General features: G+C 70.0%; 24 protein-coding genes and 1 pseudogene. 11 read left to right on the forward strand and 14 right to left on the reverse strand.

Features of this window, described 5'->3' with window-relative positions:
• Positions 1-29 precede the first annotated feature (29 nt).
• Positions 30-887, forward strand: coding sequence for a DUF4097 family beta strand repeat-containing protein (locus IFU11_RS09270; RefSeq protein ID WP_192018760.1), 858 nt, complete (start codon positions 30-32; stop codon positions 885-887).
• Positions 884-1,516 carry a PadR family transcriptional regulator gene (locus IFU11_RS09275; protein WP_086474617.1) on the forward strand — a complete coding sequence of 211 codons (633 nt, stop codon included), beginning with the start codon at positions 884-886 and terminating at the stop codon, positions 1,514-1,516. Before IFU11_RS09270 ends, IFU11_RS09275 begins: the two co-directional genes overlap by 4 nt.
• A 59-nt stretch (positions 1,517-1,575) precedes the next feature.
• Here IFU11_RS09275 and IFU11_RS09280 read toward each other — a convergent pair whose 3' ends face one another.
• The gene (locus tag IFU11_RS09280; protein ID WP_191940500.1) at positions 1,576-2,085 is read right to left on the reverse strand and encodes a septum formation family protein; all 510 of its coding nucleotides are present in this window, start codon (positions 2,083-2,085) and stop codon (positions 1,576-1,578) included.
• A 182-nt stretch (positions 2,086-2,267) separates the two neighbouring features.
• Positions 2,268-2,774 carry a septum formation family protein gene (locus IFU11_RS09285; RefSeq protein WP_229940073.1) on the reverse strand — a complete coding sequence of 169 codons (507 nt, stop codon included), beginning with the start codon at positions 2,772-2,774 and terminating at the stop codon, positions 2,268-2,270.
• A 261-nt stretch (positions 2,775-3,035) separates the two neighbouring features.
• Here IFU11_RS09285 and IFU11_RS09290 point away from each other — a divergent pair, with 261 nt between their 5' ends.
• Entirely contained in the window at positions 3,036-5,039 is a 2,004-nt protein-coding gene (locus IFU11_RS09290; RefSeq protein WP_085511822.1) for an APC family permease, read from the forward strand.
• Between the two features lie 59 nt (positions 5,040-5,098).
• Complete coding sequence (locus tag IFU11_RS09295) at positions 5,099-5,389, forward strand: hypothetical protein (RefSeq protein ID WP_079001460.1); 291 nt, start codon at positions 5,099-5,101, stop codon at positions 5,387-5,389.
• A 69-nt stretch (positions 5,390-5,458) separates the two neighbouring features.
• On the opposite strand, the gene crcB is transcribed toward IFU11_RS09295, so the two are convergent.
• Genes crcB through IFU11_RS09315 form a run of 4 tightly spaced genes read right to left on the reverse strand, consistent with a single transcriptional unit; the run spans position 5,459 to position 7,380 of the window.
• A complete protein-coding gene (crcB, locus tag IFU11_RS09300) occupies positions 5,459-5,839 on the reverse strand; it encodes a fluoride efflux transporter CrcB (protein ID WP_192018761.1) in 381 nt (126 codons plus the stop codon).
• A complete protein-coding gene (locus IFU11_RS09305; RefSeq protein ID WP_192018841.1) occupies positions 5,836-6,213 on the reverse strand; it encodes a fluoride efflux transporter FluC in 378 nt (125 codons plus the stop codon). Before IFU11_RS09305 ends, crcB begins: the two co-directional genes overlap by 4 nt.
• A 53-nt stretch (positions 6,214-6,266) precedes the next feature.
• Positions 6,267-6,791, reverse strand: a complete 525-nt coding sequence (locus tag IFU11_RS09310; protein WP_192018762.1) for a universal stress protein — start codon at positions 6,789-6,791, stop codon at positions 6,267-6,269.
• Between the two features lie 4 nt (positions 6,792-6,795).
• Complete coding sequence (locus tag IFU11_RS09315) at positions 6,796-7,380, reverse strand: HhH-GPD-type base excision DNA repair protein (protein ID WP_064294211.1); 585 nt, start codon at positions 7,378-7,380, stop codon at positions 6,796-6,798.
• Between the two features lie 207 nt (positions 7,381-7,587).
• Between IFU11_RS09315 and IFU11_RS09320 the strand changes: the two genes are divergently transcribed.
• On the forward strand, positions 7,588-7,803 hold the full coding sequence (locus IFU11_RS09320; RefSeq protein ID WP_064294210.1) for a DUF3073 domain-containing protein: 216 nt from the start codon (positions 7,588-7,590) through the stop codon (positions 7,801-7,803).
• A gap of 134 nt (positions 7,804-7,937) precedes the next feature.
• Positions 7,938-9,107: a 2TM domain-containing protein gene (locus tag IFU11_RS09325; RefSeq protein ID WP_192018763.1), complete on the forward strand. Its 1,170-nt coding sequence runs from the start codon at positions 7,938-7,940 to the stop codon at positions 9,105-9,107.
• Between the two features lie 3 nt (positions 9,108-9,110).
• On the opposite strand, the pseudogene purF reads toward IFU11_RS09325, so the two are convergent.
• From purF to IFU11_RS09340, 3 genes and pseudogenes are all read right to left on the reverse strand, one after another.
• Positions 9,111-10,563: pseudogene (gene purF / locus IFU11_RS09330) on the reverse strand (amidophosphoribosyltransferase); the annotation flags it as partial.
• A gap of 71 nt (positions 10,564-10,634) precedes the next feature.
• Complete coding sequence (gene purM / locus IFU11_RS09335) at positions 10,635-11,747, reverse strand: phosphoribosylformylglycinamidine cyclo-ligase (protein WP_192018764.1); 1,113 nt, start codon at positions 11,745-11,747, stop codon at positions 10,635-10,637.
• Positions 11,744-12,223 (reverse strand): DUF2273 domain-containing protein, encoded by a 480-nt coding sequence (locus tag IFU11_RS09340; protein ID WP_192018765.1) that lies wholly within the window; start codon positions 12,221-12,223, stop codon positions 11,744-11,746. Before IFU11_RS09340 ends, purM begins: the two co-directional genes overlap by 4 nt.
• Positions 12,224-12,307: 84 nt before the next feature.
• Here IFU11_RS09340 and zapE point away from each other — a divergent pair, with 84 nt between their 5' ends.
• Complete coding sequence (gene zapE / locus IFU11_RS09345) at positions 12,308-13,453, forward strand: AFG1/ZapE family ATPase (protein ID WP_192018766.1); 1,146 nt, start codon at positions 12,308-12,310, stop codon at positions 13,451-13,453.
• Positions 13,454-13,459: 6 nt separating this feature from the next.
• Here the strand turns inward: zapE and IFU11_RS09350 are convergent, their stop codons facing one another.
• From IFU11_RS09350 to IFU11_RS09360, 3 genes are all read right to left on the reverse strand, one after another.
• Entirely contained in the window at positions 13,460-14,464 is a 1,005-nt protein-coding gene (locus IFU11_RS09350) for an NAD-dependent epimerase/dehydratase family protein (RefSeq protein WP_137242320.1), read from the reverse strand.
• 90 nt (positions 14,465-14,554) lie between these two features.
• Complete coding sequence (locus IFU11_RS09355; protein ID WP_229940067.1) at positions 14,555-15,556, reverse strand: glycosyltransferase family 2 protein; 1,002 nt, start codon at positions 15,554-15,556, stop codon at positions 14,555-14,557.
• A 21-nt stretch (positions 15,557-15,577) separates the two neighbouring features.
• Positions 15,578-15,943: a sterol carrier family protein gene (locus tag IFU11_RS09360; RefSeq protein ID WP_064294203.1), complete on the reverse strand. Its 366-nt coding sequence runs from the start codon at positions 15,941-15,943 to the stop codon at positions 15,578-15,580.
• 38 nt (positions 15,944-15,981) lie between these two features.
• Between IFU11_RS09360 and purD the strand changes: the two genes are divergently transcribed.
• The 3 genes from purD to IFU11_RS09375 are packed head-to-tail and all read left to right on the forward strand — an operon-like array spanning position 15,982 to position 18,638.
• Positions 15,982-17,247, forward strand: coding sequence for a phosphoribosylamine--glycine ligase (gene purD / locus IFU11_RS09365; protein WP_192018767.1), 1,266 nt, complete (start codon positions 15,982-15,984; stop codon positions 17,245-17,247).
• A gap of 11 nt (positions 17,248-17,258) precedes the next feature.
• Positions 17,259-18,137 (forward strand): alpha/beta fold hydrolase, encoded by an 879-nt coding sequence (locus IFU11_RS09370; protein WP_192018768.1) that lies wholly within the window; start codon positions 17,259-17,261, stop codon positions 18,135-18,137.
• A gap of 3 nt (positions 18,138-18,140) precedes the next feature.
• Entirely contained in the window at positions 18,141-18,638 is a 498-nt protein-coding gene (locus IFU11_RS09375; RefSeq protein ID WP_192004537.1) for a 2'-5' RNA ligase family protein, read from the forward strand.
• A 30-nt stretch (positions 18,639-18,668) separates the two neighbouring features.
• Here IFU11_RS09375 and IFU11_RS09380 read toward each other — a convergent pair whose 3' ends face one another.
• On the reverse strand, positions 18,669-20,249 hold the full coding sequence (locus IFU11_RS09380) for a DHA2 family efflux MFS transporter permease subunit (RefSeq protein ID WP_192018769.1): 1,581 nt from the start codon (positions 20,247-20,249) through the stop codon (positions 18,669-18,671).
• Between the two features lie 88 nt (positions 20,250-20,337).
• Positions 20,338-20,979 (reverse strand): PadR family transcriptional regulator, encoded by a 642-nt coding sequence (locus tag IFU11_RS09385; protein ID WP_192018770.1) that lies wholly within the window; start codon positions 20,977-20,979, stop codon positions 20,338-20,340.
• 94 nt (positions 20,980-21,073) lie between these two features.
• On the opposite strand from IFU11_RS09385, the gene IFU11_RS09390 reads away from it, so the two are divergent.
• Positions 21,074-22,012 carry a phosphoribosylaminoimidazolesuccinocarboxamide synthase gene (locus IFU11_RS09390; RefSeq protein WP_192018771.1) on the forward strand — a complete coding sequence of 313 codons (939 nt, stop codon included), beginning with the start codon at positions 21,074-21,076 and terminating at the stop codon, positions 22,010-22,012.
• The last annotated feature ends 6 nt before the right edge of the window (positions 22,013-22,018 follow it).

The raw sequence follows: 22,018 nt of genomic DNA on the forward strand, positions 1-22,018 counted from the left end.
TATCGCGATCACTCGGAAGGAACCGCACCATGGCACAGGAGAAGTGGATCATCGCTCCCGGCGAGAGCCGCATCATCGACCTCGAACTCGTGAGACGACTCAAGGTCGGCCTCATCGGCGGCCAGGTCGACATCATCGGACACGACGAACCCGGCGCCCGCATCGAGGTGGGGGCCGTCACCGGCAAGGACCTCAAGATCACCATCGACGGCGACGTCGCCGAGATCGACCACCCGCAGCTGCGCTGGGACAACTTCCTCGAAGTGTTCTCGAACTTCGGCGCCAATCGCGCCACGGCCCAGGTCAGCGTCCTCGTCCCCCGCGACATCGCCCTGACGTTCGGCGTCGTCAGCGCCAGCGGACTGGTCGCAGGCCTCACCGCAGACGCCAAGCTCAACACGGTGTCCGGCGACCTCGTGGCCGACCGGATGACTGGACGGCTCGACCTCAACTCCGTGAGCGGCGAGCTCACGGTCCAGAACCACTCGGGTCGCATCCAGGCGCACACGGTCTCGGGCGACGTCACCGTCTCCGGCGACATCACGCGCGCCTCGATCGACGGCGTCTCCTCCGACCTGCTCCTCGACATCCACGGTGCGTGCGAGCAGCTCGACCTGAACACCGTGAGCGGCGCGATCACGGTCCGTCTCGACGAGGAACTCGCCGCACGCTACACGGCGAACTCGGTCGGCGGCCGCCTGGCGATCGACGGCGTCGTCCTCAAGGGACTGCGCGGTGGCGGGTACAACTCGCACACCGGCGCCCTGTCCGGACAGTTCGCCGAGGTGCGCATGAACACCGTCGGCGGCGCGGTGACCGTCCTCCGCCGCCCGGCTGCCGAGCCCGCGAGCGCGGCCACCACCGCGGGGAGCGAGGCAGGCGCATGAGCCCCGTCTTCGCCCACGGCAGCCTGCGGCTGTACCTCCTGAGCCTGCTCGACGAGTCGCCGAAGCACGGCTACGAACTCATCCAGGCACTGACCGACCGGAGCGGCGGCACCTACAGCCCGAGCGCCGGCACCATCTACCCGCGCCTTGCGAAGCTCGAGGAGGAGGGACTCGTCACGAAGACGAGTGACGGCCGGAAGACCGTCTACGAGATCACCGAGGCGGGCCGGGCCGAGCTCGCAGCACGGGCGGGCGAGCTCGACGGCATCGAGGACCAGCTCACCGATTCCGTCCGCCGTATCGCCGACGAGGTCCGCAGCGGGGTCACGGCGGCTATGAAGAGCCTCCGGGCCGATCTCGCCTCAGCCGCGCGCGAGGCGAAGCAGTCCGCGAAGCCCGGTCCGAGCTGGACGTCGACCGCCGAGGAGAGCGCCGATCAGAAGGTGCAGGGTCGCCTGGCGCTCCACGAGACCGACGTGTCGATCAACGAGTTCCGCCAGGCGGTCCGAGCCGAACTCCGCGAGCACGTCGCCCGTGGAGGCGCGCTCGACGACGACACCGTGTCGGCCCTGCGTGCCGACCTCGTCGCCGTCCGCGACCGCCTGCGGGAGCGGCTCAGCGGCTCCTGACGATCGACGACGACGTGCCCGCCTTCCCGTCTGGAGGCGGGCACGTCGTCGTCGCCGCGTCAGCGGGCGGCGCCGGAGAGCGACCCGGCCGTCGGCGCGGTGTCGAAGATCAGACAGCTGACGAGCCGATCATCCAGCTGGTCCCAGCTCTCCTCGGTCGGCCAGTAGAAGCTGTAGTCGAGTGCCGACTCCTCGAACGGGATACCGACGAAGCGCTCGAACTGCGCCAGGCACCCGGCGTCCGCCTCCGAGGTGACGGCCTCGTCGCCCGGCCATTCGTCGCCCTCCAGCTCGAAGTCGGCGTAGACCTCGAGGTCGTGATCCGCGGAGCACGGCACGGTCGGTACTTCGGTGAGTTCGTCGGCGGTCGACGAGTCGTCCAGGCAGTCGCCGACCGCGATGGTGAACACGTCGGTCGCGCCGCCCTCGAGGATCTCTCCGGACTGCGGGTCGCGCGTCTCCGCCGGCTTGGGGAGGATGCCCTCGATAGCACTGCAGCCGGAGAGGGTCAGTACTGCGGCGACCGCCATGGAGACGGTGATGGCAGGGAGGAAGCGATGGGAGGTCATGGGAGGTCCTTGTCCGGAGGGAACGTGAATGGCGCTCGGCAGCGCTCAGGCCGAAGCAATCCAGTATATGACATATGAGTTGTCATGAATTGTGCGTAGCCCCCGGATTCAGGGCCGAGAAACGGGACCACCCGACCCCACTCTGGAGTCGGGCGGTCCCGTCGGTGCTGCGCGCGGTCGACCTACCGTGCCGCGCCGGCCAGCGAGCCCGTGGTCGCCGCGGAGTCGTAGATCACGCAGGTGACGAGCCGGTCGTCCACCCCGTTCCAGCTGGCCTCGGTCGGCGTGTAGTAGTTGAACTCGAGGCTGGAGTCCTCGTAGACGATCCCGACGAACGCCTGGAACTGCGCGTAGCAACCGTCGTCGGCCTGCTGCGTGACGGCTTCCTCGCCGGGCCACTCGTCGCCGGTCAGCGTGACCTCGCCGTACACCTCGTACTGGTGCGGCTCGGAACAGGGCACGGTCGGCACCTCCGTGACCTCGTCGGACGACGACTCGTCGTTCAGGCAGTCGCCGACCGAGAGGGTGAAGACGTCCGTCGTGCCTCCACCGACGATCTCACCGGACTGCGCGTCCCGGGTCTCGGCTGGCTTCGGGAGGATGCCCTCCACGACACTGCAACCGGAGAGCGTCAGGGCCGCGGCGAGGGCGGCGAGGGCGAGCGGGAGGAGACGACGGCGAGCGGTCACGATGAGGGTCCTTGAGGTGGGTGGTCGATCACGAGCGACTGTCCGGGCTCACAGCCAAGCAACAGCCGTCGATCAGGATATTGGTCGACCATCCTGGTCCGCCACTCCCCCGCTCGATGAACACTGCGTCACGGTCGGGTGACGATGCCTGTCCATCCAGCTCATCCCCGCTTGACTCCGGTTCCCGAAGGAGTAATATCGCCGCTCGTGACAACTGAGGGTCGAGAGCCCGGGACAGAACCACGATCGGCAAAACGCTGGTTGATCGGGGACCCGCTGCCGACCGAGAACCTGGAGGGCCAGCTCCTCCCCAAACGGCTCGCGCTGCCGATCTTCGCGAGCGACGCACTGTCGAGTGTGGCGTACGCGCCGCAGGAACTCCTCATGATCCTCACGCTCGGCGGGCTCGCCTTCCTGAGCTTCGCGCCGTGGGTCGCGGCGTGCGTCGTGATCCTGCTCGTCGTGGTCGTCGCGAGCTACCGGCAGCTCATCAAGGCGTACCCGTCGGGTGGTGGCGACTACGAGGTCGCCCACCGGAACCTCGGCGAGAAGGCCGGCCTCGTGGTCGCCTCCGCTCTCCTGGTGGACTACGTCCTCACGGTCGCCGTGTCGGTGGCCTCGGGCGTCGACAACATCATCTCCGCGATCCCCGGGCTGAACCCGTGGCGCGTCGAGCTGGCCGTCGGATTCGTCCTCGTCCTCATGGCCGTGAACCTCCGTGGCGTGCGGGAGTCGAGCAAGGCCTTCGCGATCCCCACCTACTTCTTCATCGCGAGCGTGCTCGTCATGATCGTCGCCGGACTCGCCCGCACGTTCATGGGCGACGCCCCGGTCGCGTCGAGCGCCGAGTTCACCGTGCAGGGCGAGAGCCTCACCCAGGCGGCGTTCATCCTGCTCCTCCTCCGCGCCTTCTCCTCCGGTTGTTCAGCACTCACCGGTGTCGAAGCCGTCTCGAACGGCGTCCCGGCGTTCCGCCGCCCGCAGATCAAGAACGCCCAGAAGACGCTGGTCCTCATGGGCGGCACCGCGATCGTGCTGTTCGTCGGCCTCACCGCGCTCGCCCTCATCTCACGCGTGCACTACGCCGAGAACGCCTGTCACCTCGAAGGGTTCGCGGACTGCGCGACGACGCCGCAGCCGAGCCTCATGGCCCAGGTCGCGACCGCGGTCTTCGGCGCGAACAGCATCCCGTTCTTCCTCATCCAGGCGGCGACCGCGTGCGTCCTGCTCCTCGCGGCCAACACCGCGTTCAACGGCTTCCCGCTGCTCGGCGCCGTCCTCGCGCGCGACTCCTACGCCCCCAAGTCGCTCAACACCCGTGGCGACCGCCTCGTGTTCTCGAACGGCATGATCATCCTGGGCCTCGCCGCGTGCGCGATCCTCGTCGTCTACCAGGCGAACCTCACCCAGCTCATCCAGCTGTACATCATCGGGGTGTTCGTGTCGTTCACGCTGGGCCAGACAGGCATGGTGAAGCACTGGCTGCGGATGCTGCGGGAGGGCTGCGACAACCGCGGCTCCGTCTACCGCGGCCTCGCGATCAACGCGTTCGGCGCCCTGCTCACCGCGAGCGTCCTCATCGTCGTGACGATCACGAAGTTCACCCACGGCGCCTGGCTCGTCTTCGTGCTCATGCCGATCCTCTTCGTCCTCATGCTCGGCGTGAACCGCTACTACCGCGACGTCGAGAAGGAGGTCGAAGTCGACCCGACCACGACCTTCGGCGCGACCGGCGACCACGCGATCGTCCTCGTCGGCAAGATGCAGAAGCCGATCCTCAAGGCGCTGGACTACGCGATCGCCGCCAAGCACGACAGCCTCGAAGCGGTCCACATGTCGATCGATCCGGAGGCCACGAAACTGCTCGAGCAGCAGTGGATCGAACAGAACATCCACGTGCCGCTCGTCATCCTCGAGTCGCCGTACCGCGAGTTCGCGATGCCGCTCGCGAAGTACATCAAGGCGCACCGTGCTGAGCACGGCGCCGAGGTCGTGACGGTCTACATGCCGCAGTACATCGTCGGGCACTGGTGGGAGAGCCTCCTCCACAACCGGCGGGCATCGCGGATCCGCAACCAGATCATGCTCGTCCACGGCGTGACCGTCGCCCTCGTGCCCTGGCTGCTCGACTCCTCGGAGCTCATCTACGGACGTCGGTCACGGCCGCTGCCCGGCCAGGAACGACGTGGCGAGATCGTCCGCGTCAAGAAGCCGATCGAGCGGAAGCCGCACATCGACCGCAACACGGGGCAGCCCCGCTCCTGATCGGCCACGCGCTCCGGCGACGGCGTGAGGGAGTTGTCGCAGACTGACAGACTGGGGACATGTTCACCTGGGGTCTCTCGCTGCTGTTCCTCGCGGCCGTCTTCGGGACGCTGTCGATGGTCCGTCTCATCGCCGCGAACCCCGACTCGCCGCTGCCGATGTGGCAGGGCCGCCCGCAGCGACTCCCGCAGTTCACGATCATCCTGCGCGGGCTGTCGGGCGGACTCGGCGTCTTCGGCGTCTTCCTGCTGTGGTCGGAGATCGGCTTCTGGAGCATCCTGCTGCTCGTCGTCGCCCTCGGGATCCCGATCGTGCTGAACCTCCGGCACAACCGCCGCTTCGAGGCATAGCCGCCGTGTTCGTTCGCCCATCTTCGGGCGAACGAACGCTCATTCGCCCGTATTTGGGCGAACGGGCGGTCAGGCGAGGAGCGAACCGAGCCCGTAGCCGACCAGGGCTGCGACGACCGACGCGACGAGCATGCCCAACGCGTTCGTCAATCCGGCCCGGGAACGTCCGTCGTGGAGCAGCCGGACGGTCTCGATGCTCGCGGTGCTGAACGTCGTGTACCCACCGAGCAGGCCACCCCCGAGGACGAGCCGCCACGCCTCGTCGACGACCCCGCCGAGGGCCAGCGACGTGACGAGGCCGAGCAGGAGCGACCCGCTGACGTTGATGACGGTCGTCCCCCAGGGGTACGCACCACCCACGCGGGAGCGGACCAGGCCGTCGACGACGAAGCGGGCCGCGGCACCGACACCGCCGGCCGCCGCGATCACGAGGAAGAGCCACGGCGTCACGAGTGGCCACCGCCGATCCGTCGGGCGAGGACGATGCCGCTCCAGCTCGCCAGGACGCCCAGCACGACGCTCCCCACCGCGTACAGCACTCCCACGAGCGCGCTCCCCTCGATGAGGAGGACACTGCTGTCGGCCGCGAGCGCGCTGTACGTCGTGAAGCCGCCGAGGACGCCGGTGCCGAAGAACAGGCGGAGATCGCGTCGACGGCCTACGTCGGGCCCGCTTCGGAGCAGCGACTCGAGGAGGAGACCGAGCAGGAAGGCGCCGACGACGTTGATGCCGAGGATGGCCACCGGGACACCACCGATCGGCGGGACCGCTAGGGAGATCGCCTCGCGGGCGCCCGTCCCGATCGCGCCACCGAGCGCGACCATCGCGATCGTGGCGGGTTGGAGGTGCGGAGCCCGTGTCCCCGTCGGAGCGGCCGTCACCGCAGGTCGCCGGCGGAGGCGTCCCAGAGTGGTTCGTCGGTGGCGCTCGGCGCGAGTGGGACCACGATCACCGGACGCGCCTGCCGATGGGCCAGCGTCGCGGCGACGGAACCGTTGAAGAACTCGAGGATGCCCTTCCGGAGGCCCCGCTCCCGGGTCCCGACGATGATCGCCCGGGCGGACACCGAATCGGCGAGTCGACCGAGGGCACGAGCCGGGTCACCGGCGAGCTGGGTCAGCTCCCACACGACGCCGGTGTCGTCGAGGAGACGGTGCGCCGTCGCCTCCAGGCCGGGATCGGCGGGCTCCGGGTCGAAGTCGTGCAGATCGGCGTCGAACGGGAGCGAGGTGACCGTGCCGTCGACGTTCTCGACCACGACGAAGCGGCTCGCATCGACGTGGGCGAGGACGAGCCGGCAGGCGAAGGCCTGCGCGAACGACGCCGCCTCGACGAGCACGGTGTCGGGCTGCCCCGGCGTGACACCGACCACGATCGCGGTGGCCCGCTGCTCGTCGCTCATGTCGTCACTCCCCCTTCGCGCGCTTCGCGGCGGCCTTGGCCGCCTGCTTCGCCGCCCGCACCTGCGCGAGCGACTCCGGGTCGACGATGTCGGCGACGGACCGGAGGCTGCCGTCCTCGCCGTAGGGCGCCGACGCTTCCCGCCAGTCGGCCGCGTCGAGCCCGTACTGCTTGCCGAGGAGCGCGAGGAAGATCTTCGCCTTCTGCTCACCGAACCCCGGCAGGGCGAGCAGGCGCTTCAGGATCTCCGGGCCGTCGGGCGCGTCGCGCGTCCAGATCGCCTCCGCGTCGCCGTCCCAGTCGTCGACGATCGCGGCGCAGAGCCCCTGCACCCGGCCGGCCATGGAACCCGGGAACCGGTGCACGGCGGGACTCGTCTTGAAGAGGGAGGCGAACGCCTCGGGTTCTTCCCGCGCGATCGTGGCCGCGTCGAAGGAACCGAGGCGGTCGCTGATCTTCAGCGGGCCGGCGAACGCGGTCTCCATCGGCACCTGCTGATCGAGCAGCATGCCGACGAGCAGGGCGAGCGGGTCGGTCGACAACAGGCGGTCGGCGTCCGCATCTCCGGTGATGTGCAGGGTTCCGGTCATGGGTCCATCGTCCCACCACTCGACGTCCTGGCCCAGCCCCGTTCCGTCGCGGTGTCGGCATCGGTGCCCGGCAGACCGTCTCCGTACGAGCGCCCCGTCCACGGGCGGCATGGTAAGCTCAACGCTAGTCTTTATCGTTCCCTGGTAGGCGAAAGCCCCGGACGCCCCGCAAGCGCGGCCGGTCAGAAAATCATGAGGGGGTCTCGCATGGGTCGTGGCCGTCAAAAGGCAAAGCACACGAAGATCGCTCGTGAGCTCAAGTCGTTCAGCCCGGACGTGAACTACAACGCGCTCGAGCGCGAGCTCACGGGGCACTCCGTCGACCACCCGGGCACGGGCGTCGACGAGAGCTACGACGACGAGATCGCCAAGTGGGCTGAATACGCCGAGAAGTACGCCGACGGTGAGGCGAAGGGCGCGTAGGCGCGCCCTTCCCACCGTTCCGGCGCGCGCCTGCATCGGCGGTTCGCCGTCGCTCCAGCACCTCACGGCTGGGTGATCTCTCAGACGAGTGTCGGCAAATGGAGTTCTCGCTGGGCGGAGACTAGCCTGGACGGATGAACACCGACGAACTCCGCGTTGCCGCCAAGAAGCGCCTGAAGGCGCAGCACGATTTCAAGCAGTTTCTCGCCGTCTGGGGTGCGGTCTCCGTCCTCCTGATCGTCATCTGGCTCCTCACCGGTGCCTGGGGATACTTCTGGCCGATCTGGCCGATCTTCGTGATGGGCATCGCCCTGGTCTTCGTCGGACTCGACGCCTACGGTCCGTCCAAGCACATCACCGAGGACGCCATCGACGCCGAAGTCGCGCGCCTCGTGAACCAGCAGCAGCAGCGCGCTGCCGCTCGCGAGGCCGCCTCGCAGCCGAACCACGCGCAGGCACCGTACGCCGGTCAGAGCGGTTACGAGCAGCACCCGTACCAGGCGGGTCAGACCGGCCAGGCGCCGGTGTACGACCCCGCACAGTACGGACAGACGGCCGCCTACGACACCTCGCAGTACGCGGGTGGCCAGACCGGCGGCTACGGCACGCAGCCGACCCAGGGCGCCCAGGCCACGCAGCAGTACGGCGCCTACCAGGCCCCGTCGGCCGAGGCTCCGGCCTCCGAGGCTCCTGCGGCGGAGCCCACCTCGGACTGGGTGCGCGCCGCCGAGCCCACCCCGACCGAGCAGTTCGCCGCGGTCTTCTCCGGCACCGACCGCGCGCCCGAGGCCGCAGCCGCGCCGAACACGTCCGCCGAACCGGCCGAGTCGATCGTCCTGGAGTCGACGTCCACCGGCGACGCCGAGACCGTCGCAGCCGCCGCCGACGAGACCGAGGCGCGCCTCGCGAGCGACGAGACCGGACGCGACGAGACCGTGTCGGCCGCCGCACCGGCCGCGGCCGTGAGCGCGCCCCGCACCTCGACCAGCCGGTCGACGACGGCGCGTTCGACGACGGCCCGGAAGCCCGCCGCCAAGACGACCACGGCGGCGACGGCCGCGGGCACCACCGTCCGCAAGACGAGTTCGACGCGCGCCACCACCGGTTCGACGACGCCGAAGGCCGCAGGAGCCAAGACCACGACGCCGAAGGCCGCAGCCACGAAGGCACCGACGACGAAGACGACGGGCGCCGCAGCGAAGCCGGCCACCGCGAAGGCACCGGCGAAGCCGCGCACGACGAAGCCGAAGGCGGCCCCCGCGGCCGCGCCGGCGCCGCTCGAGCAGCCAGGTACGCCGGAGTAGCANAGAGCTGTGAGCGCTCCACCCACTCGAGGTACTCCTCGGAGACGGTACCGGTGACGTACTCGCCGGTGAAGCAGCTCATCTCGAGGTCGCTGATGCCCGAGCCCTCGAGGATGGCGGCCTTCATGTCGGCGACCTCCTGATAGATGAGGTTGTCGGCACCCAGCTCGCGGGCGATGTCGGGGATCTTCTTGCCGTGTGCGACGAGCTCCTGGCGGGACGGCATGTTGATGCCGTACACGTGGGGGTAGCGGACCGGCGGTGCGGCGGAGGTGAAGGTCACCTTGTTGGCACCGGCGAGACGCGCCATGTCGACGATCTCCTTCGACGTCGTCCCGCGGACGATCGAGTCGTCGACGATGAGGATGTTCTTGCCCTTGAACTCCGAGCCCATCGCGTTGAGCTTCTGACGGACGCTCTTCTTGCGCTGCGCCTGGCCCGGCATGATGAAGGTGCGCCCCACGTACCGGTTCTTGTAGAAGCCCTCGCGGTACTCGATGCCGAGCTTCTGGGCGACCTGCATGGCCGCTGGGCGGGAGGAGTCCGGGATCGGCATGACGACGTCGATGTCACCCATCGGCGTGTACTCGGCGATGGTGTCGGCGAGCCGGTTGCCGAGACGCAGTCGGGCCTCGTAGACCGAGATGCCGTTCATGACGGAGTCGGGGCGAGCGAGGTAGACGTACTCGAAGGAGCACGGCACGAGCCGCGGGTTCTTCGCGCACTGCCGCGAGTACAGCTCACCCGAAGCGGTGATGAAGACGGCCTCGCCCGGGGCGATCTCGCGGACGATCTCGTAGCCGCCGGCTTCGAGGACGAGCGACTCCGAGGCGACCACCCAGTCGTTGCCGACCAGGCCCGTCTGGCGCTTGCCGAGGATGAGCGGGCGGATGCCGAACGGGTCGCGGAAGGCGAGCAGGCCGTGACCCGCGATGAGGGCGATCGTCGCGTAGGAGCCCTCGACCCGCTCGTGCACGTTCTCGACGGCGTTGAACACCTGGTCGGGATCGAGGTCGAGGCCGCTGATTTGTCCCTGCAGCTCCGTCGCGAGGACGTTGAGCAGCAGCTCGGTGTCGCTCGTGGAGTTCACGTGGCGGCGGTCGACGTGGAACAGGTCCTTGCTGAGCTCGCGGGTGTTCGTGAGGTTGCCGTTGTGGATGAGCGTGATGCCGTAGGGCGCGTTCACGTAGAACGGCTGCGCCTCGCTCTCGTTGGCGGCGTCGCCCTTCGTCGCGTAGCGCACGTGGCCGAGGCCCATGTTGCCGAGGAGCGAGCGCATGTCGCGGGTGCGGAAGGCTTCACGCACCTGTCCCTTGGCCTTGACCATGTGGAAGGTGCTGCCGTCGGCGGTGGCGATGCCGGTGGAGTCCTGACCGCGGTGCTGGAGGAGCAGGAGGCTGTCGTAGACCTGCTGGTTGGCAGGCTCGGTTGAGACGATGCCGACGATGCCGCACATGCGTGGGGACTCCTTGGGGTTCGTGCTGGGCGAGTGGCGGAACGGAGGAACAGTGGGCCGGATCGGTGCGACTAGTCGCGGTAGGCGCCGACGAGGCGGACGGCACCGCCGTCGACCCCCTTGGCACCCTGTTCGAACGCGCTGAGGTCTGCGGCGGCGTCGCCGAGGTGCACGGTGCCGACCTGCCAGGTCGCGATCCCGTCGGCCTCGAGGGCGGCCGTGACGCCGTCGGCGACCGCCGGCGAGACGACGGCGAAGAATCCGACGCCCAGGTTCCAGGTGCCCTCGCTCGATTCGAGCGAGGATCCGGCCAGCTCGCTCAGCGTCCGGAACACCGGCGACGGGCTCCAGGTGGAGCGGTCGACCTCGGCCCAGGACCCCTTGGGCAGGACGCGCGCGAGGTTGGCGGCGATCCCGCCTCCGGTGACGTGGCTGAGCGAGTGGACGCCGCCCGCGAAGGCCGGGTCGTCGAGCAGCCGCAGGAGGGGCAGGGTGTAGAGCCGTGTCGGCTCGAGGAGGGCCTCGCCGAAGGTCGTGCCGAGCTCGTCGCTGTGGTCGGCGTAGCCGACGCCCGCCTGGGCGAGGATGTGCCGCACGAGGGAGAAGCCGTTCGAGTGCAGGCCCGAGGACGCGAGTGCGAGGACGACGTCGCCGTCCTCGACGCGGTGCTCACCGAGGATGGCGTCCGCCTCGACCGCACCGGTGCAGGCGCCGGCGACGTCGTAGTCGTCGACCCCGAGGAGTCCGGGGTGCTCCGCCGTCTCGCCGCCGATGAGCGCCGTCCCGGTGTCGGAGCAGGCCTGGGCGATGCCCGAGACGATCGAAGCGATGCGCTCCGGGTGGACCTTGCCGCAGGCGATGTAGTCGGTCATGAAGAGCGGCTTCGCCCCGACCACGACGATGTCGTCGACGACCATGCCGACGAGGTCCTGGCCGATGGTGTCGTGCTTGTCGATGGCCTGGGCGATCGCGACCTTCGTGCCGACACCGTCGGTCGACGTGGCGAGCAGGGGCCGACGGAAGGCGGTGAGCGCTGAGGCGTCGAACAGGCCGGCGAACCCGCCGAAGCCGCCGAAGACCTCCGGGCCGTGCGTCTTCGCGACGGCGGCCTTCATGAGCTCGACGGCGCGGTCACCGGCTGCCGTGTCGACACCGGCCTCCCGGTAGCTGGTGGATGAGGTCATGACCGTCCTGAACCTTCTGCGATGGGTGGATTCGGGGGGCCGGACTCACCTGGCTCGGCACTGACGGAACCGGCAGGTTCCGCGTCGGCCGCGGGGGTCCCGGCTGGATGCACGTCAACTCTATCCGCTGCGACGATCCGCGTCCGTCGCGCCATGGAGCGGTCGATGAGGAGACCGATGACGAGGGCGATCGCGCCGAAGACGACGACGCACACGAGCAGGAGGAAGCCGAACACCTGGGTGAGCGAGTAGTCGGCGCTCCCCGGGAACGCGAAGGTGAGGATGAGCGCGGCGATGATCCCCACGAAGGCACCGATGACGAGGAACCGCCAGTAGCGGGGCGACCGCCGCACGGAGACCGAACCGGAGGAGTACACGGTCGCGACCTCGGTGTCGGGCTCGGTCGGCGTCGCGGGGCCGGTCGGTTCGGATGGGTGCTGAGCTTCCGGCGCTGGCTGCCCGGTGGCGTCTGTCATGCCTCCATTCTCCCCCACGATCCTGGGCATCGTGAACCGATGGTGAACGGCCGCGGTCGACGTGCCGGCAGGTACGATCGAGCGGTGGACACGACGGGGACCGAGACGACCGATCCCGTTCCGATCCCTCCCGACGACACCCTGCTCTCGGCGGTCGAGTCCGCCGCCGCCGTCGCCGGGTTCACGCTCGAGCCGGAGCAGCTGGAGGTGGCGAGGCGCCTGGCATCACTCCGGATCGCCGAGGATCGACCCGCGCACCTGTACCTGTGGGGTGCGGCCGGGCGGGGCAAGACCTGGCTCCTCGACGCGTTCTTCGCAGCGCTCCCGACGCATCGGAGGCGTCGCGTCCACTTCCACTCCTTCTTCCGCGGGCTGCACGCCGCGATCCACCGGGTCCGCACGGAGGCCGCCGACGCCGCTCGAGCGACGGGCGAGCCGGGCGCCGGGTCCCGCGCGGCGGCCGGAGCGGTGACGAACGCGGTCGAGCAAGCCGTCGACGAACTGCTCGACGAGGTGGACGTCGTGCTGTTCGACGAGTTCCAGGTGCACGATCCCGGCGACGGCGCGCTCATGATCCGGCTGCTCGACGCGCTCTTCGCCCGACAGGTGACCCTGTTGACGAGCTCGAACTCCGCGCCGCAGGATCTGCTGCCGGACCCGGGGTACCACCACATCTTCGAGCCCGGAATCGCCCTGATCGAGGCGAACATGCAGGTGCTCGAACTCGCCGGCTCGACCGACCACCGTCGCAGCTCCCCGGTCAGGCACCGCGACGGCTTCGCCCGTGGCAGCTGGTCCATCGCCGGCGAGTCCGCGGACGCCCACCTCGCGGTCCTCGGCCTCCACCGTCCGGGGCCAGGCGAGGCGACGGCGCTGACGATCAGTGGCCACACGTTCCAGGCAGCCGCCGCGCGCGACGGCGTCCTCTGGTTCGCCAGCGCCGAACTCATCGAGCGTCCGACCTCGGTCGGCGACTACCTCGCCTGGGCGGCGGACTACGACCGGTGGGTCCTCGACGCCCTGCCCGAGTCCCACGCCCTCACCCGGGAGGCGCGCGCCCGGTTTGTCCACCTCGTCGACGCCCTGTGCGATCTCGGCGTCGAACTCCACGTCGTGGCCACCACCGACCGGGACACCTTCATGACCGATCCCGCCCTCGGACCGGATGGGTTCGCCCGCGACGCGGTGAGGACGCGCAGCCGGCTCGCCCTCCTCCGCGAGATCCGCTGACGGCCGTCAGCTCCCGGCGAGCACGGCCCGCTCGACGGCGCGGTCCAGCCCGACGACGGGCCGGTCCGGACGCTGCGGCGCCACACCACCGAGAGCCTGCAGCCAACCCCAGGTGTCGGCGACGGTCTCGGCGAGCGGACGACGACGGAGACCCGCCGCGACCGCACGCGAGACGTCACCGTGATGCATCGCGTCGGCGTCCGGTCCGGTGGGGAGCCAGACGGGCAGTTGGGTCCAGGGCTGGATCCCGGCCGCGAGCACCCGCTCCTGATCCACCCAACGGAGGGTCGCAGCTGACCCGGTCGCGGCGACGCAGGCGTCGAGCAGCTCCCCCAACGTCGTCGCCCGCGGCTCGCTCACGACGTTGAACGCACCACTCGCGCCCGTCGAACCGGCCGTGAGGAGGAAGGCCGCGAGATCCCGCGCATCGATGTACTGGATGGGGTCGGAAGCGGCGCCGGGAGCGAGCACCTCGCCGCCCTCGGCGATCCGCGCCAGCCACCAGGGCAGTCGCCCGATGTTCTCGTGCGGGCCGAGGATGAGGCCGGCTCGCGCCAGGACCGCACGGTCGCCGAACGCCTGCACGGCGGCCAGCTCACCGCCGCGCTTGGCACGGGCGTAGTCAGCGAAGCCGTCGTCATGCGCCGACCCGTCGACGACCGGTGCATCCTCCGACGCGCCGGCGGGGAGCGGGTCGGCGTAAACCGAACGGCTCGAGACGTACACGTAGCTCCCGGCCCGGTCGGCCAGCAGCGCGGCCGCGTCACGCACGGCGACCGGAGCCCACGACCAGGTGTCGACGACGACGTCCCACGACCCGACCCGGAGCGCGTCGAGTCCACCGGGCATCGTCCGGTCGCCGTGCAGCACGGTGACCGCGTCCGACGGCGCGGCGCGGTTCGTGCCGCGGTGGAAGACGGTGACCTCCCAGCCGGCGGCGACCGCTTCGTCGACGACTGCTCGCCCGACGAACTCCGTCCCACCCAGGACCAACAGCCGTTTCGTGCTCATGCCTCCATCACAGCGCAGGAGGCGACGGCGCACCACCCCGGTTCGCTGGGAGCAGCGAGCAGCGCGCCGGAGCGGAGCGCCGTCAGCGGACTACTTGCGGCTGTGCTCCAGCGATCCGGCTCGCATGGCGGCCTCGTCGTTCAGGTCGACGCGGGAGGCCACGTAGTAGCTGCTCCACTTCGCCGCGTGGTACGCGGGGTTCATGACGAACCAGTATGCCCGGCGCTTCCAGCCGTACTCCTTGTCGCGGACGATCCGCTTCGCGTCGCGGATCGCACCGACGACGGTGTAGCCGATCTGACGCGACCGTCGGAGCCGCGCGATCGGTTTGCCGATACGGCGCAGCGCGGTCGTCTCGTCGAAGATGCGTTTGCGGTACTCGTCGAGGGTGAGGTCGTTGGAGTGGATGACCCAACCCCGCGGTGCGTAGGCCTTCCGCAGTCCGGCCGCGATGATGTCGGCACCGAACGCCATGTCCTCGGAGTACGGGAGGTCGCGGTAGGGGATGTCGCCCAGCAGGAGCTCGCGTCGCGTGGCCGAGTTGACGTCGGAGTAGAAGCCGAGGGCGTCGAGCAGCCCACCGTTCCCGTCGGCGAACCCGTCGTTCGCGAACACCGTCGTGCCGAAGTCCGGCCCGAAGTTGCGGAAGACGTCGTGGATCTCGTACTTCATCAGCGGGAAGCAGGTCGGTCGGGCGATCTGCTTGCCCATGACCGCGACGACGTCCATGCCGTCCGGGTCCAAGGGCGTGGTCAGCTCGTGCAACCAGCGGGAGTCGCCCGGGATCGCATCGTGCGTGAGGTAGGCGACGTACTTGCCCCTGGCGAGGCGCGCGGCGAGCTGGCGGGTCCGGCCGTGGCCGAACTCGCTGTTCGGGATGACGTGCAGCCGGACGTCGGGGTGGGCGGCGACGATGTCGAGCGTCCGGTCGGTGGAGCCGGAATCGATGACGAGGGTCTCGAACGTGCCGTCGTAGTCCTGGCCCTCGATCGCCGAGAGGATCTGTTCGAGGTACATCTCGCCGTTGTAGGTGGGGATGACGATCGTCGCGTCGAGCGTCGTCTCAGCTGGGGCTTCGAGGTCAGAGGTCACCGCACCAATGTACCCGGAACGTCAGCGCGGCAGCAGCAGTGGCACGAGGCCCGTGAGGTCCGCCCGCTGGCCGGACGCGTGCACCGTGCCGCCGGCCATCGCCGTGGTCCAGTCGATGCGGCCGGAAGCGAGGGCGAGCCAGGTCGGCGCGTCCATCTCGATCACGTTCGGTGGCGTGCCGCGGGTGTGGCGGGGGCCCTCGATGCACTGAACCGCACCGAACGGCGGCACCCGCACTTCGACGGTGTTGCCGGGTGCCCGCTCGACGAGGAGCTCCAACAGGTAGCGGACCGCGGTCGCCGTGTCCGTGCGCGACGCCGGTGCGTCCCCGAGTGCCTGCTCCAGGGCAGCGCGACCGACGGCGTCCGTGATCCTGGGTCTGGCCATGCATTCGAGGCTAGGCCATTGCGCCTTAAGCTAGACGGGTGAAGATCCTCGTCCTCGGTTCCGGTGCTCGCGAGCACGCCATCATCAAGGCTCTCCTCTCCGAAGAGGCCGGGCACCACATCATCGCCGCCCCCGGCAACGCGGGCATCGCGGGCGACGTGACCGTGGTCGGCATCGACCAGGAGAACCCCTCGATCGTGCGCGACTTCGCCCGGGACGAAGCGGTCGACCTCGTCGTCATCGGGCCTGAGGCCCCGCTCGTCGCCGGCGTGGCCGACAAGCTGCGCGCCGCCGGCATCCCGGTCTTCGGCCCCAACCGCTCGGCGGCCGCGCTCGAGGGCTCGAAGTCCTTCGCGAAGCGGATCATGGACGAAGCCGGCGTGCCCACCGGTCGCGCGGTCCGCGCCGAGGACCTCGACGCAGCGGTCGCCGCGCTCGACGACTTCGGTGCCCCGTACGTCGTCAAGGCCGACGGCCTCGCGGCGGGCAAGGGCGTCCTCGTCACCCACGACCGCGATGCGGCCATCCAGCACGCCACCAACTGGCTCGGCTACGGCGGCGTCCTCGTCGAGGAGTTCCTCGACGGCCAGGAGGTCTCCCTCTTCTTCATCACCGACGGCGAGACGGTGCTCCCGCTCTCCCCCGCACAGGACTACAAGCGACTGCTCGACGGCGACGCCGGCCCGAACACGGGCGGCATGGGCGCCTACTCCCCGCTGCCCTGGCTCGACAACCGCTTCGGCAGCGAGACGGCCTTCGTCGACGAGGTCCTCGAGACGGTCGCCGTCCCCGTCGTGCGACAGCTGGCGTCGGAGGGCAACCCGTTCCAGGGCCTCCTCTACGCCGGACTCATCCTCACCGAACGCGGGATCCGCGTGATCGAGTTCAACGCGCGCTTCGGCGACCCGGAGACGCAGGTCGTCCTCCCCCGGCTCGTCACCCCGCTGTCGGCGCTCCTGCTCGGCTCGGCCACCGGAACGCTCGGCGAGCAGCCGCGACCCGCGTTCGCCGATGCGAGCGCGGTGACCGTGGTGCTCGCGAGCCAGAACTACCCCGAGACGCCCGTCACCGGCCGGAGCATCACCGGCCTCGACGCCGCCGTCGCCGTCGAGGGGGTCCACCTCGTCCACGCCGCGACGGCCGACGTCGACGGTGGCCTGGTCGCCACCGGCGGCCGCGTCCTCAACGTCGTGGCCCTCGGATCCACGTTCCCGGAGGCACGCGGACGTGCGTACGAGGCGCTGTCGCGCATCGAACTCGAGGGCGGTCAGTACCGCACCGACATCGCCGCACGCGTCTCCTGATCGCGGCCCGGATGAGCGCAGCAGCGGGAACCGGGTCGTCGGCAGTCGTCAAGAGTCACGACGGCACCAGACTGCACGTGGACGTGATCGGCGACGACGCCCTGCCGCCGCTCGTCGTCCTCGCCGGCGGTCCGGCGCGTCACCCGGTCTACCTCGGTGATCTCGGCGGCCTGAGCACCAGGCGTCGCCTCATCGTGCTGCACCAGCGCGGGGTCGGACGGTCCGAGAGCGGATCGTCGACCGCTGCGGCGAGCTGGCCGGAACTCGCCGAGGACGTCGAGGCCGTGCGTCGCTGGTTGGACGTCGACCGTCTCGAACTCCTCGGGCACTCCGCCGGTACCCGCGTCGCCGTGAGCTACGCCGCACGCTACCCGCACCGGCTCGACCGCCTGTGCCTCATCACGCCACCCGCCACCTGGCTCGTCGACACGGACGACGACAGCGCGGAGATCATCGCCCGGCACGCGGCGGAGGACTGGTACCCCGGCTTCCTCGAGGCGCTGCCCGCGCTGCTCGCGGCGCCGGACTCCGCGTCGGGGAACCGCTTGTTCCCGGCGGTGGCGCCCATCGCCTGGGGCGAGTGGGACGACACCGCCCGCGAACACGAGCGTCTGGGCGCCTGGCACCCGGCCGCGCAGGACGCGTTCGTGCACACGCCCACGATCGACGAGGTCGAGGACATCCGCGACGCCCTGCGCACCGTGACGGCTCCCGTCCTCGTGGTCGCAGGCTCTGAGGACGGCCTGACGGGACTCGCGCCCGTCGTCGACCTCGCGAAGCGGTTCCCGCTCGGCCAGGCCATCGTGCTCGACGGGTGCGGACACTACCCCTGGGTGGAGCAGCCGCGATCCTTCGCCGCCGCCGTCCACGGCTTCTTCCCGATCGGCTGACCGGTGCGCAGCGTCGATCTGACGTTCGACGAGGCCCTCGAGGCCGCCGTCCGCGACCGCTGGCAAGCGCTCCTCGACCTCGGTATCAGTAGTCTCGCCACGCATCGCGGTGCGAGCAACCGTCCGCACGTCACGCTGTCGGCCGGCGAGGACCTCGAGCTCACCGGGCGGCCGGCCTTCGCGCCGTTCGCCGTCCGGCTCGGGGCTCCGCTGTTGTTCCCGCGTCGCTCGGGCGCCGTCCTCGCGCTCACGGTGATCCCCACGCACGAGCTGCTGGAGCTGCACGGACGTGTGGCCGGCGGCGTCACCGGTTCGTTCGAGCACACCCGGCCTGACGCCTGGACACCCCACGTCACACTCTCCCGACGCGTCGCCGGCGAACAGACCGCGGCGGCACTCGACGGGCTCCGGTCGCTCGGCGACCTCCCGTCCGGGCTCGTCACCGGGCTCCGGTTCTGGAACGGCGACACCAGGACGGTCACGGACCTCCTCGGCCCGTGACCGTCCCGTGCCGCCGTGTCGGTTGAGCCGCTACTCGGCTTCGGCCCGGGCGGTGGCGGCAGCTGCGGCGACCGCGGCGGCCTGTCCGTGCTGGGTCTCCGGGGTCGACCAGGCGGCCGCCTTCGGCTTCTGGAAGAACAGGACCACGACCGCGCCCACGAGCGCGAGGCCGGCCGGAAGGAGCAACGACTGGGCCATGGCGGTGGTGAACCCGGCGTGCAGGAACTCCGGCAGCTCACCACCCGTCACCTCGCTCACGCCGCCGGCAGCACCACCAGGTGCCGCGGGCAGCTCGGCCGCGAGGCGTCCCTGGATGAGCGCGGCGATGGCCGCGCTGCCGAGGACGGCTCCGATCTGACGCGTCGTGTTGAACACGCCTGAGCCGGCGCCGGCCTGGTGCTGCGGGAGGCCCCGAGTGGTGAGGTTGGAGACCGGGCCCCACATGAAGCCGTTGGCGAGGCCGAGGACGGCACTCGGGAGGAGCAGCATGAGGATCGGCTGCTCGGGCGTGAGCAGGATCGAGTACCAGCCGAGCGCGAGGGCCAGCAGGAGGAGCCCCGCGAGGGCGAACCACTTCGGGTTCACGCGGTCGATCGCCCGCCCGACCACGGGCGCGAGCCCGGCGGAGAGCACGGCCATCGGCACGAGCATGAGCGCGGACTGCGTCGGGGTCAAGCCGCGGACGGTCTGGTAGAAGAAGACGAGCGGCAGCGACATGCTCGTTATCGTGAACCCGATCGTCGAGATCGCGAGGTTGCCGACCGAGAAGTTGCGGTCGCGGAACAGCGCCAGCGGGAGCAGCGGCTCACCCTTCATGACGGCCTGCCACAGGACGAACAGGCCGAGGACGACGACACCGGCGATGATGAGACTCCACACGGTGATCGGACCGGTGATCGTACCCCAGTCGTAGCTCTGGCCCTCCTGGATGCCGAACACGAGGAGGAACATCCCGAGCCCGCTCAGGACGACCCCGAGCACGTCGAACTTGTGCGGATGCGTGGCGAGCGCGGGGACGTTCCGCCAGACCATGATGAAGCCGATGACACCGACGGGCACGTTGATGAAGAAGATCCACTCCCACCCGAAGCCGTCGACGAGCACCCCACCGAGGATCGGGCCGACGAGTGTCGCGACACCAGCGGTCGCTCCCCAGAGGCCCATGGCCGCACCGCGGCGGTCCGGCGGGAAGATGCGGGTGATGACGGCCATCGTCTGCGGGGTCATGAGCGCGGCGCCGAGACCCTGCACGACGCGGGCGACGATGAGCATCTCGATGGAGCCCGACAGGCCGCACCAGAGTGAGGCGAGCGTGAAGACGACGAGGCCGATGAGGTAGAGGTTCTTCGGGCCGAAGCGGTCGCCGAGGCGGCCGGTGATGAGCAGCGGCACGGCGTAGGCGAGCAGGTAGGCGCTCGTCACCCAGATGACGTTGTTGATGCCGGTGTCGAGGCCGCGCATGATCGCGGGGTTGGCCACGGACACGATGGTCGTGTCGATGAGGATCATGAAGAATCCGATGACGAGCGACCAGAGCGCAGGCCAGGGGCGCACGGCCCCGGGCGTCGTGCCTGCGGCGCCCTGGGGCGGCGTGGACGGGGTGGTGGACATGAGGTCCCTTTCTGCATGGAGGACGATTCGCGTTCGGGACGCGAGGCTGAGCGGGAACGCGACCGGACGGGTCGTCGGTCCCGAAGGATCAGGTGGAGGGTGTCGTCCGAGTGGACACCGGCGGGGTCGCCGCCTGCTCGTGGAGTGGCGCACGGGTCCCCGGCACGTGCCAGGCGAGTGCACCGTCGGCGATCTCGGCGAGGAGCGATTCGAGGTGGGAGATCTCGGCGCGCAGCATGGCGGCCGAGTAGGGGACGTTGATCCAGTACACGCGCGGGATCCCTCGCTCGCGCGCCCACGTCATGCGGCGATCGAGGTCGGCGAGCTCGGCCTGTTGCCGGAGGATACGGGTCTCGAGCAGCATCCGCACCTCCTCGGCGCCCAGCTCGTGCGCCTCGGACAGCGCGAGCCCGAGCTCCGGGTACTCGTTCGTGGGGGTGCTGAGCAGCTCGCGCAACCGCTCCCCCAGCAGGTGCCGGCCGAGGTCGGTGATCTCGAAGGTGGTGCGCTCGGGCCGGGCTCCCTCGCGGTCGGTCCCGGAGGCGAGCACGAGGCCGTCGGCCTCGAGTCCGTAGACGGCGCGGTAGAGCGAGCCGGGGCTCACCTTGACGACCCGGTCCTCCTGACGATGGAGCGCGAGTTGGTACATCTCGTAGGGGTGCATGGGGCGCTCGGCCAGGTATCCGAGCGCGGCGACGGCGAGCAGGCCGAGCGGCTTGATCTTGCCCATGACCCTCCCATCACTCCACGCGAACTATTCCACGTGGAATATACGCGTACCGCCCCGAGGTCGCAAGCCCCGGCGACCGACCCGGCCACCGCCGATGCACGATAATGAACGAGTGAGCGCACCCTCGGAGACCAACGCCTGGAACCACGTCTACTCGGGCAAGGTCCGCGACCTGTACGAGCCGGCCGCCGGGCCCGACGACCTGTTGCTCGTCGTCGCGAGCGACCGGGTGAGCGCGTTCGACCACGTGCTCGAGCCGGGCATCCCCGGCAAGGGCGATCTCCTCACCAGCCTGAGCCTCTGGTGGTTCGACCAGCTCCGCGACGTGCCGAACCACCTCGTGCCCGATCACGAGCTCGACGCCGCGGGCGTCGCGGTGTCCAGCATCCCGGTGGAGTTCGCCGGTCGCGCGATGCTCGTCCGGAAGCTCGACATGTTCCCCGTCGAGTGCGTCGTCCGCGGCTACCTCACCGGCTCCGGCTGGAAGGAGTACGTCGCGAACCGCACCGTCTGCGGCATCCCGCTGCCCGACGGCCTGCGCGACGGCGATCGTCTGCCCGAGCCGCTGTTCACCCCCGCGTACAAGGCGCCGCTCGGCGAGCACGACGAGAACATCTCGTTCTCCCGCATGATCGAGCTCATCGGCGAGGACGACGCAGTCGCACTGAAGGACCTGTCACTCGGCATCTACGAGACGGCATCACTCACGGCGGAGCGCCACGGGGTCATCCTCGCCGACACGAAGTTCGAGTTCGGCCGCAACCCCTCGACCGGTGTCATCACGCTCGGCGACGAAGTGCTCACCTCCGACTCCAGCCGGTACTGGGACCGCGACGTCTACCTGACGAGCGACGACCCCACCGCACGGATGGCGAGCTTCGACAAGCAGATCGTCCGCAACTGGCTGGCCCACAACTGGGACCAGGACGACGCCTCGACACCCACACCACCGACGCTGCCTGCCGAGATCGTCACGCAGACGGCCGCTCGCTACCGCGAACTCCTCGAGCGCCTCACCGGCACCGGTCGCTGACCGAGG

Origin of the sequence: Plantibacter sp. CFBP 8804, assembly GCF_014841225.1 — a bacterium.
Taxonomy (GTDB): Bacteria; Actinomycetota; Actinomycetes; order Actinomycetales; family Microbacteriaceae; genus Plantibacter; species Plantibacter auratus.

Coding starts and splice junctions, on each gene's coding strand:
- IFU11_RS09270 (WP_192018760.1), top strand. CDS start 30: ATGGCACAGGAGAAGTGGATCATCGCTCCCGGCGAGAGCCGCATCATC.
- IFU11_RS09275 (WP_086474617.1), top strand. CDS start 884: ATGAGCCCCGTCTTCGCCCACGGCAGCCTGCGGCTGTACCTCCTGAGC.
- IFU11_RS09280 (WP_191940500.1), bottom strand. CDS start 2,085: ATGACCTCCCATCGCTTCCTCCCTGCCATCACCGTCTCCATGGCGGTC.
- IFU11_RS09295 (WP_079001460.1), top strand. CDS start 5,099: ATGTTCACCTGGGGTCTCTCGCTGCTGTTCCTCGCGGCCGTCTTCGGG.
- IFU11_RS09305 (WP_192018841.1), bottom strand. CDS start 6,213: ATGGTCGCGCTCGGTGGCGCGATCGGGACGGGCGCCCGCGAGGCGATC.
- IFU11_RS09310 (WP_192018762.1), bottom strand. CDS start 6,791: ATGAGCGACGAGCAGCGGGCCACCGCGATCGTGGTCGGTGTCACGCCG.
- IFU11_RS09315 (WP_064294211.1), bottom strand. CDS start 7,380: ATGACCGGAACCCTGCACATCACCGGAGATGCGGACGCCGACCGCCTG.
- IFU11_RS09320 (WP_064294210.1), top strand. CDS start 7,588: ATGGGTCGTGGCCGTCAAAAGGCAAAGCACACGAAGATCGCTCGTGAG.
- IFU11_RS09325 (WP_192018763.1), top strand. CDS start 7,938: ATGAACACCGACGAACTCCGCGTTGCCGCCAAGAAGCGCCTGAAGGCG.
- purM (WP_192018764.1), bottom strand. CDS start 11,747: ATGACCTCATCCACCAGCTACCGGGAGGCCGGTGTCGACACGGCAGCC.
- IFU11_RS09340 (WP_192018765.1), bottom strand. CDS start 12,223: ATGACAGACGCCACCGGGCAGCCAGCGCCGGAAGCTCAGCACCCATCC.
- IFU11_RS09350 (WP_137242320.1), bottom strand. CDS start 14,464: ATGAGCACGAAACGGCTGTTGGTCCTGGGTGGGACGGAGTTCGTCGGG.
- IFU11_RS09360 (WP_064294203.1), bottom strand. CDS start 15,943: ATGGCCAGACCCAGGATCACGGACGCCGTCGGTCGCGCTGCCCTGGAG.
- IFU11_RS09370 (WP_192018768.1), top strand. CDS start 17,259: ATGAGCGCAGCAGCGGGAACCGGGTCGTCGGCAGTCGTCAAGAGTCAC.
- IFU11_RS09380 (WP_192018769.1), bottom strand. CDS start 20,249: ATGTCCACCACCCCGTCCACGCCGCCCCAGGGCGCCGCAGGCACGACG.
- IFU11_RS09385 (WP_192018770.1), bottom strand. CDS start 20,979: ATGGGCAAGATCAAGCCGCTCGGCCTGCTCGCCGTCGCCGCGCTCGGA.
- IFU11_RS09390 (WP_192018771.1), top strand. CDS start 21,074: ATGCACGATAATGAACGAGTGAGCGCACCCTCGGAGACCAACGCCTGG.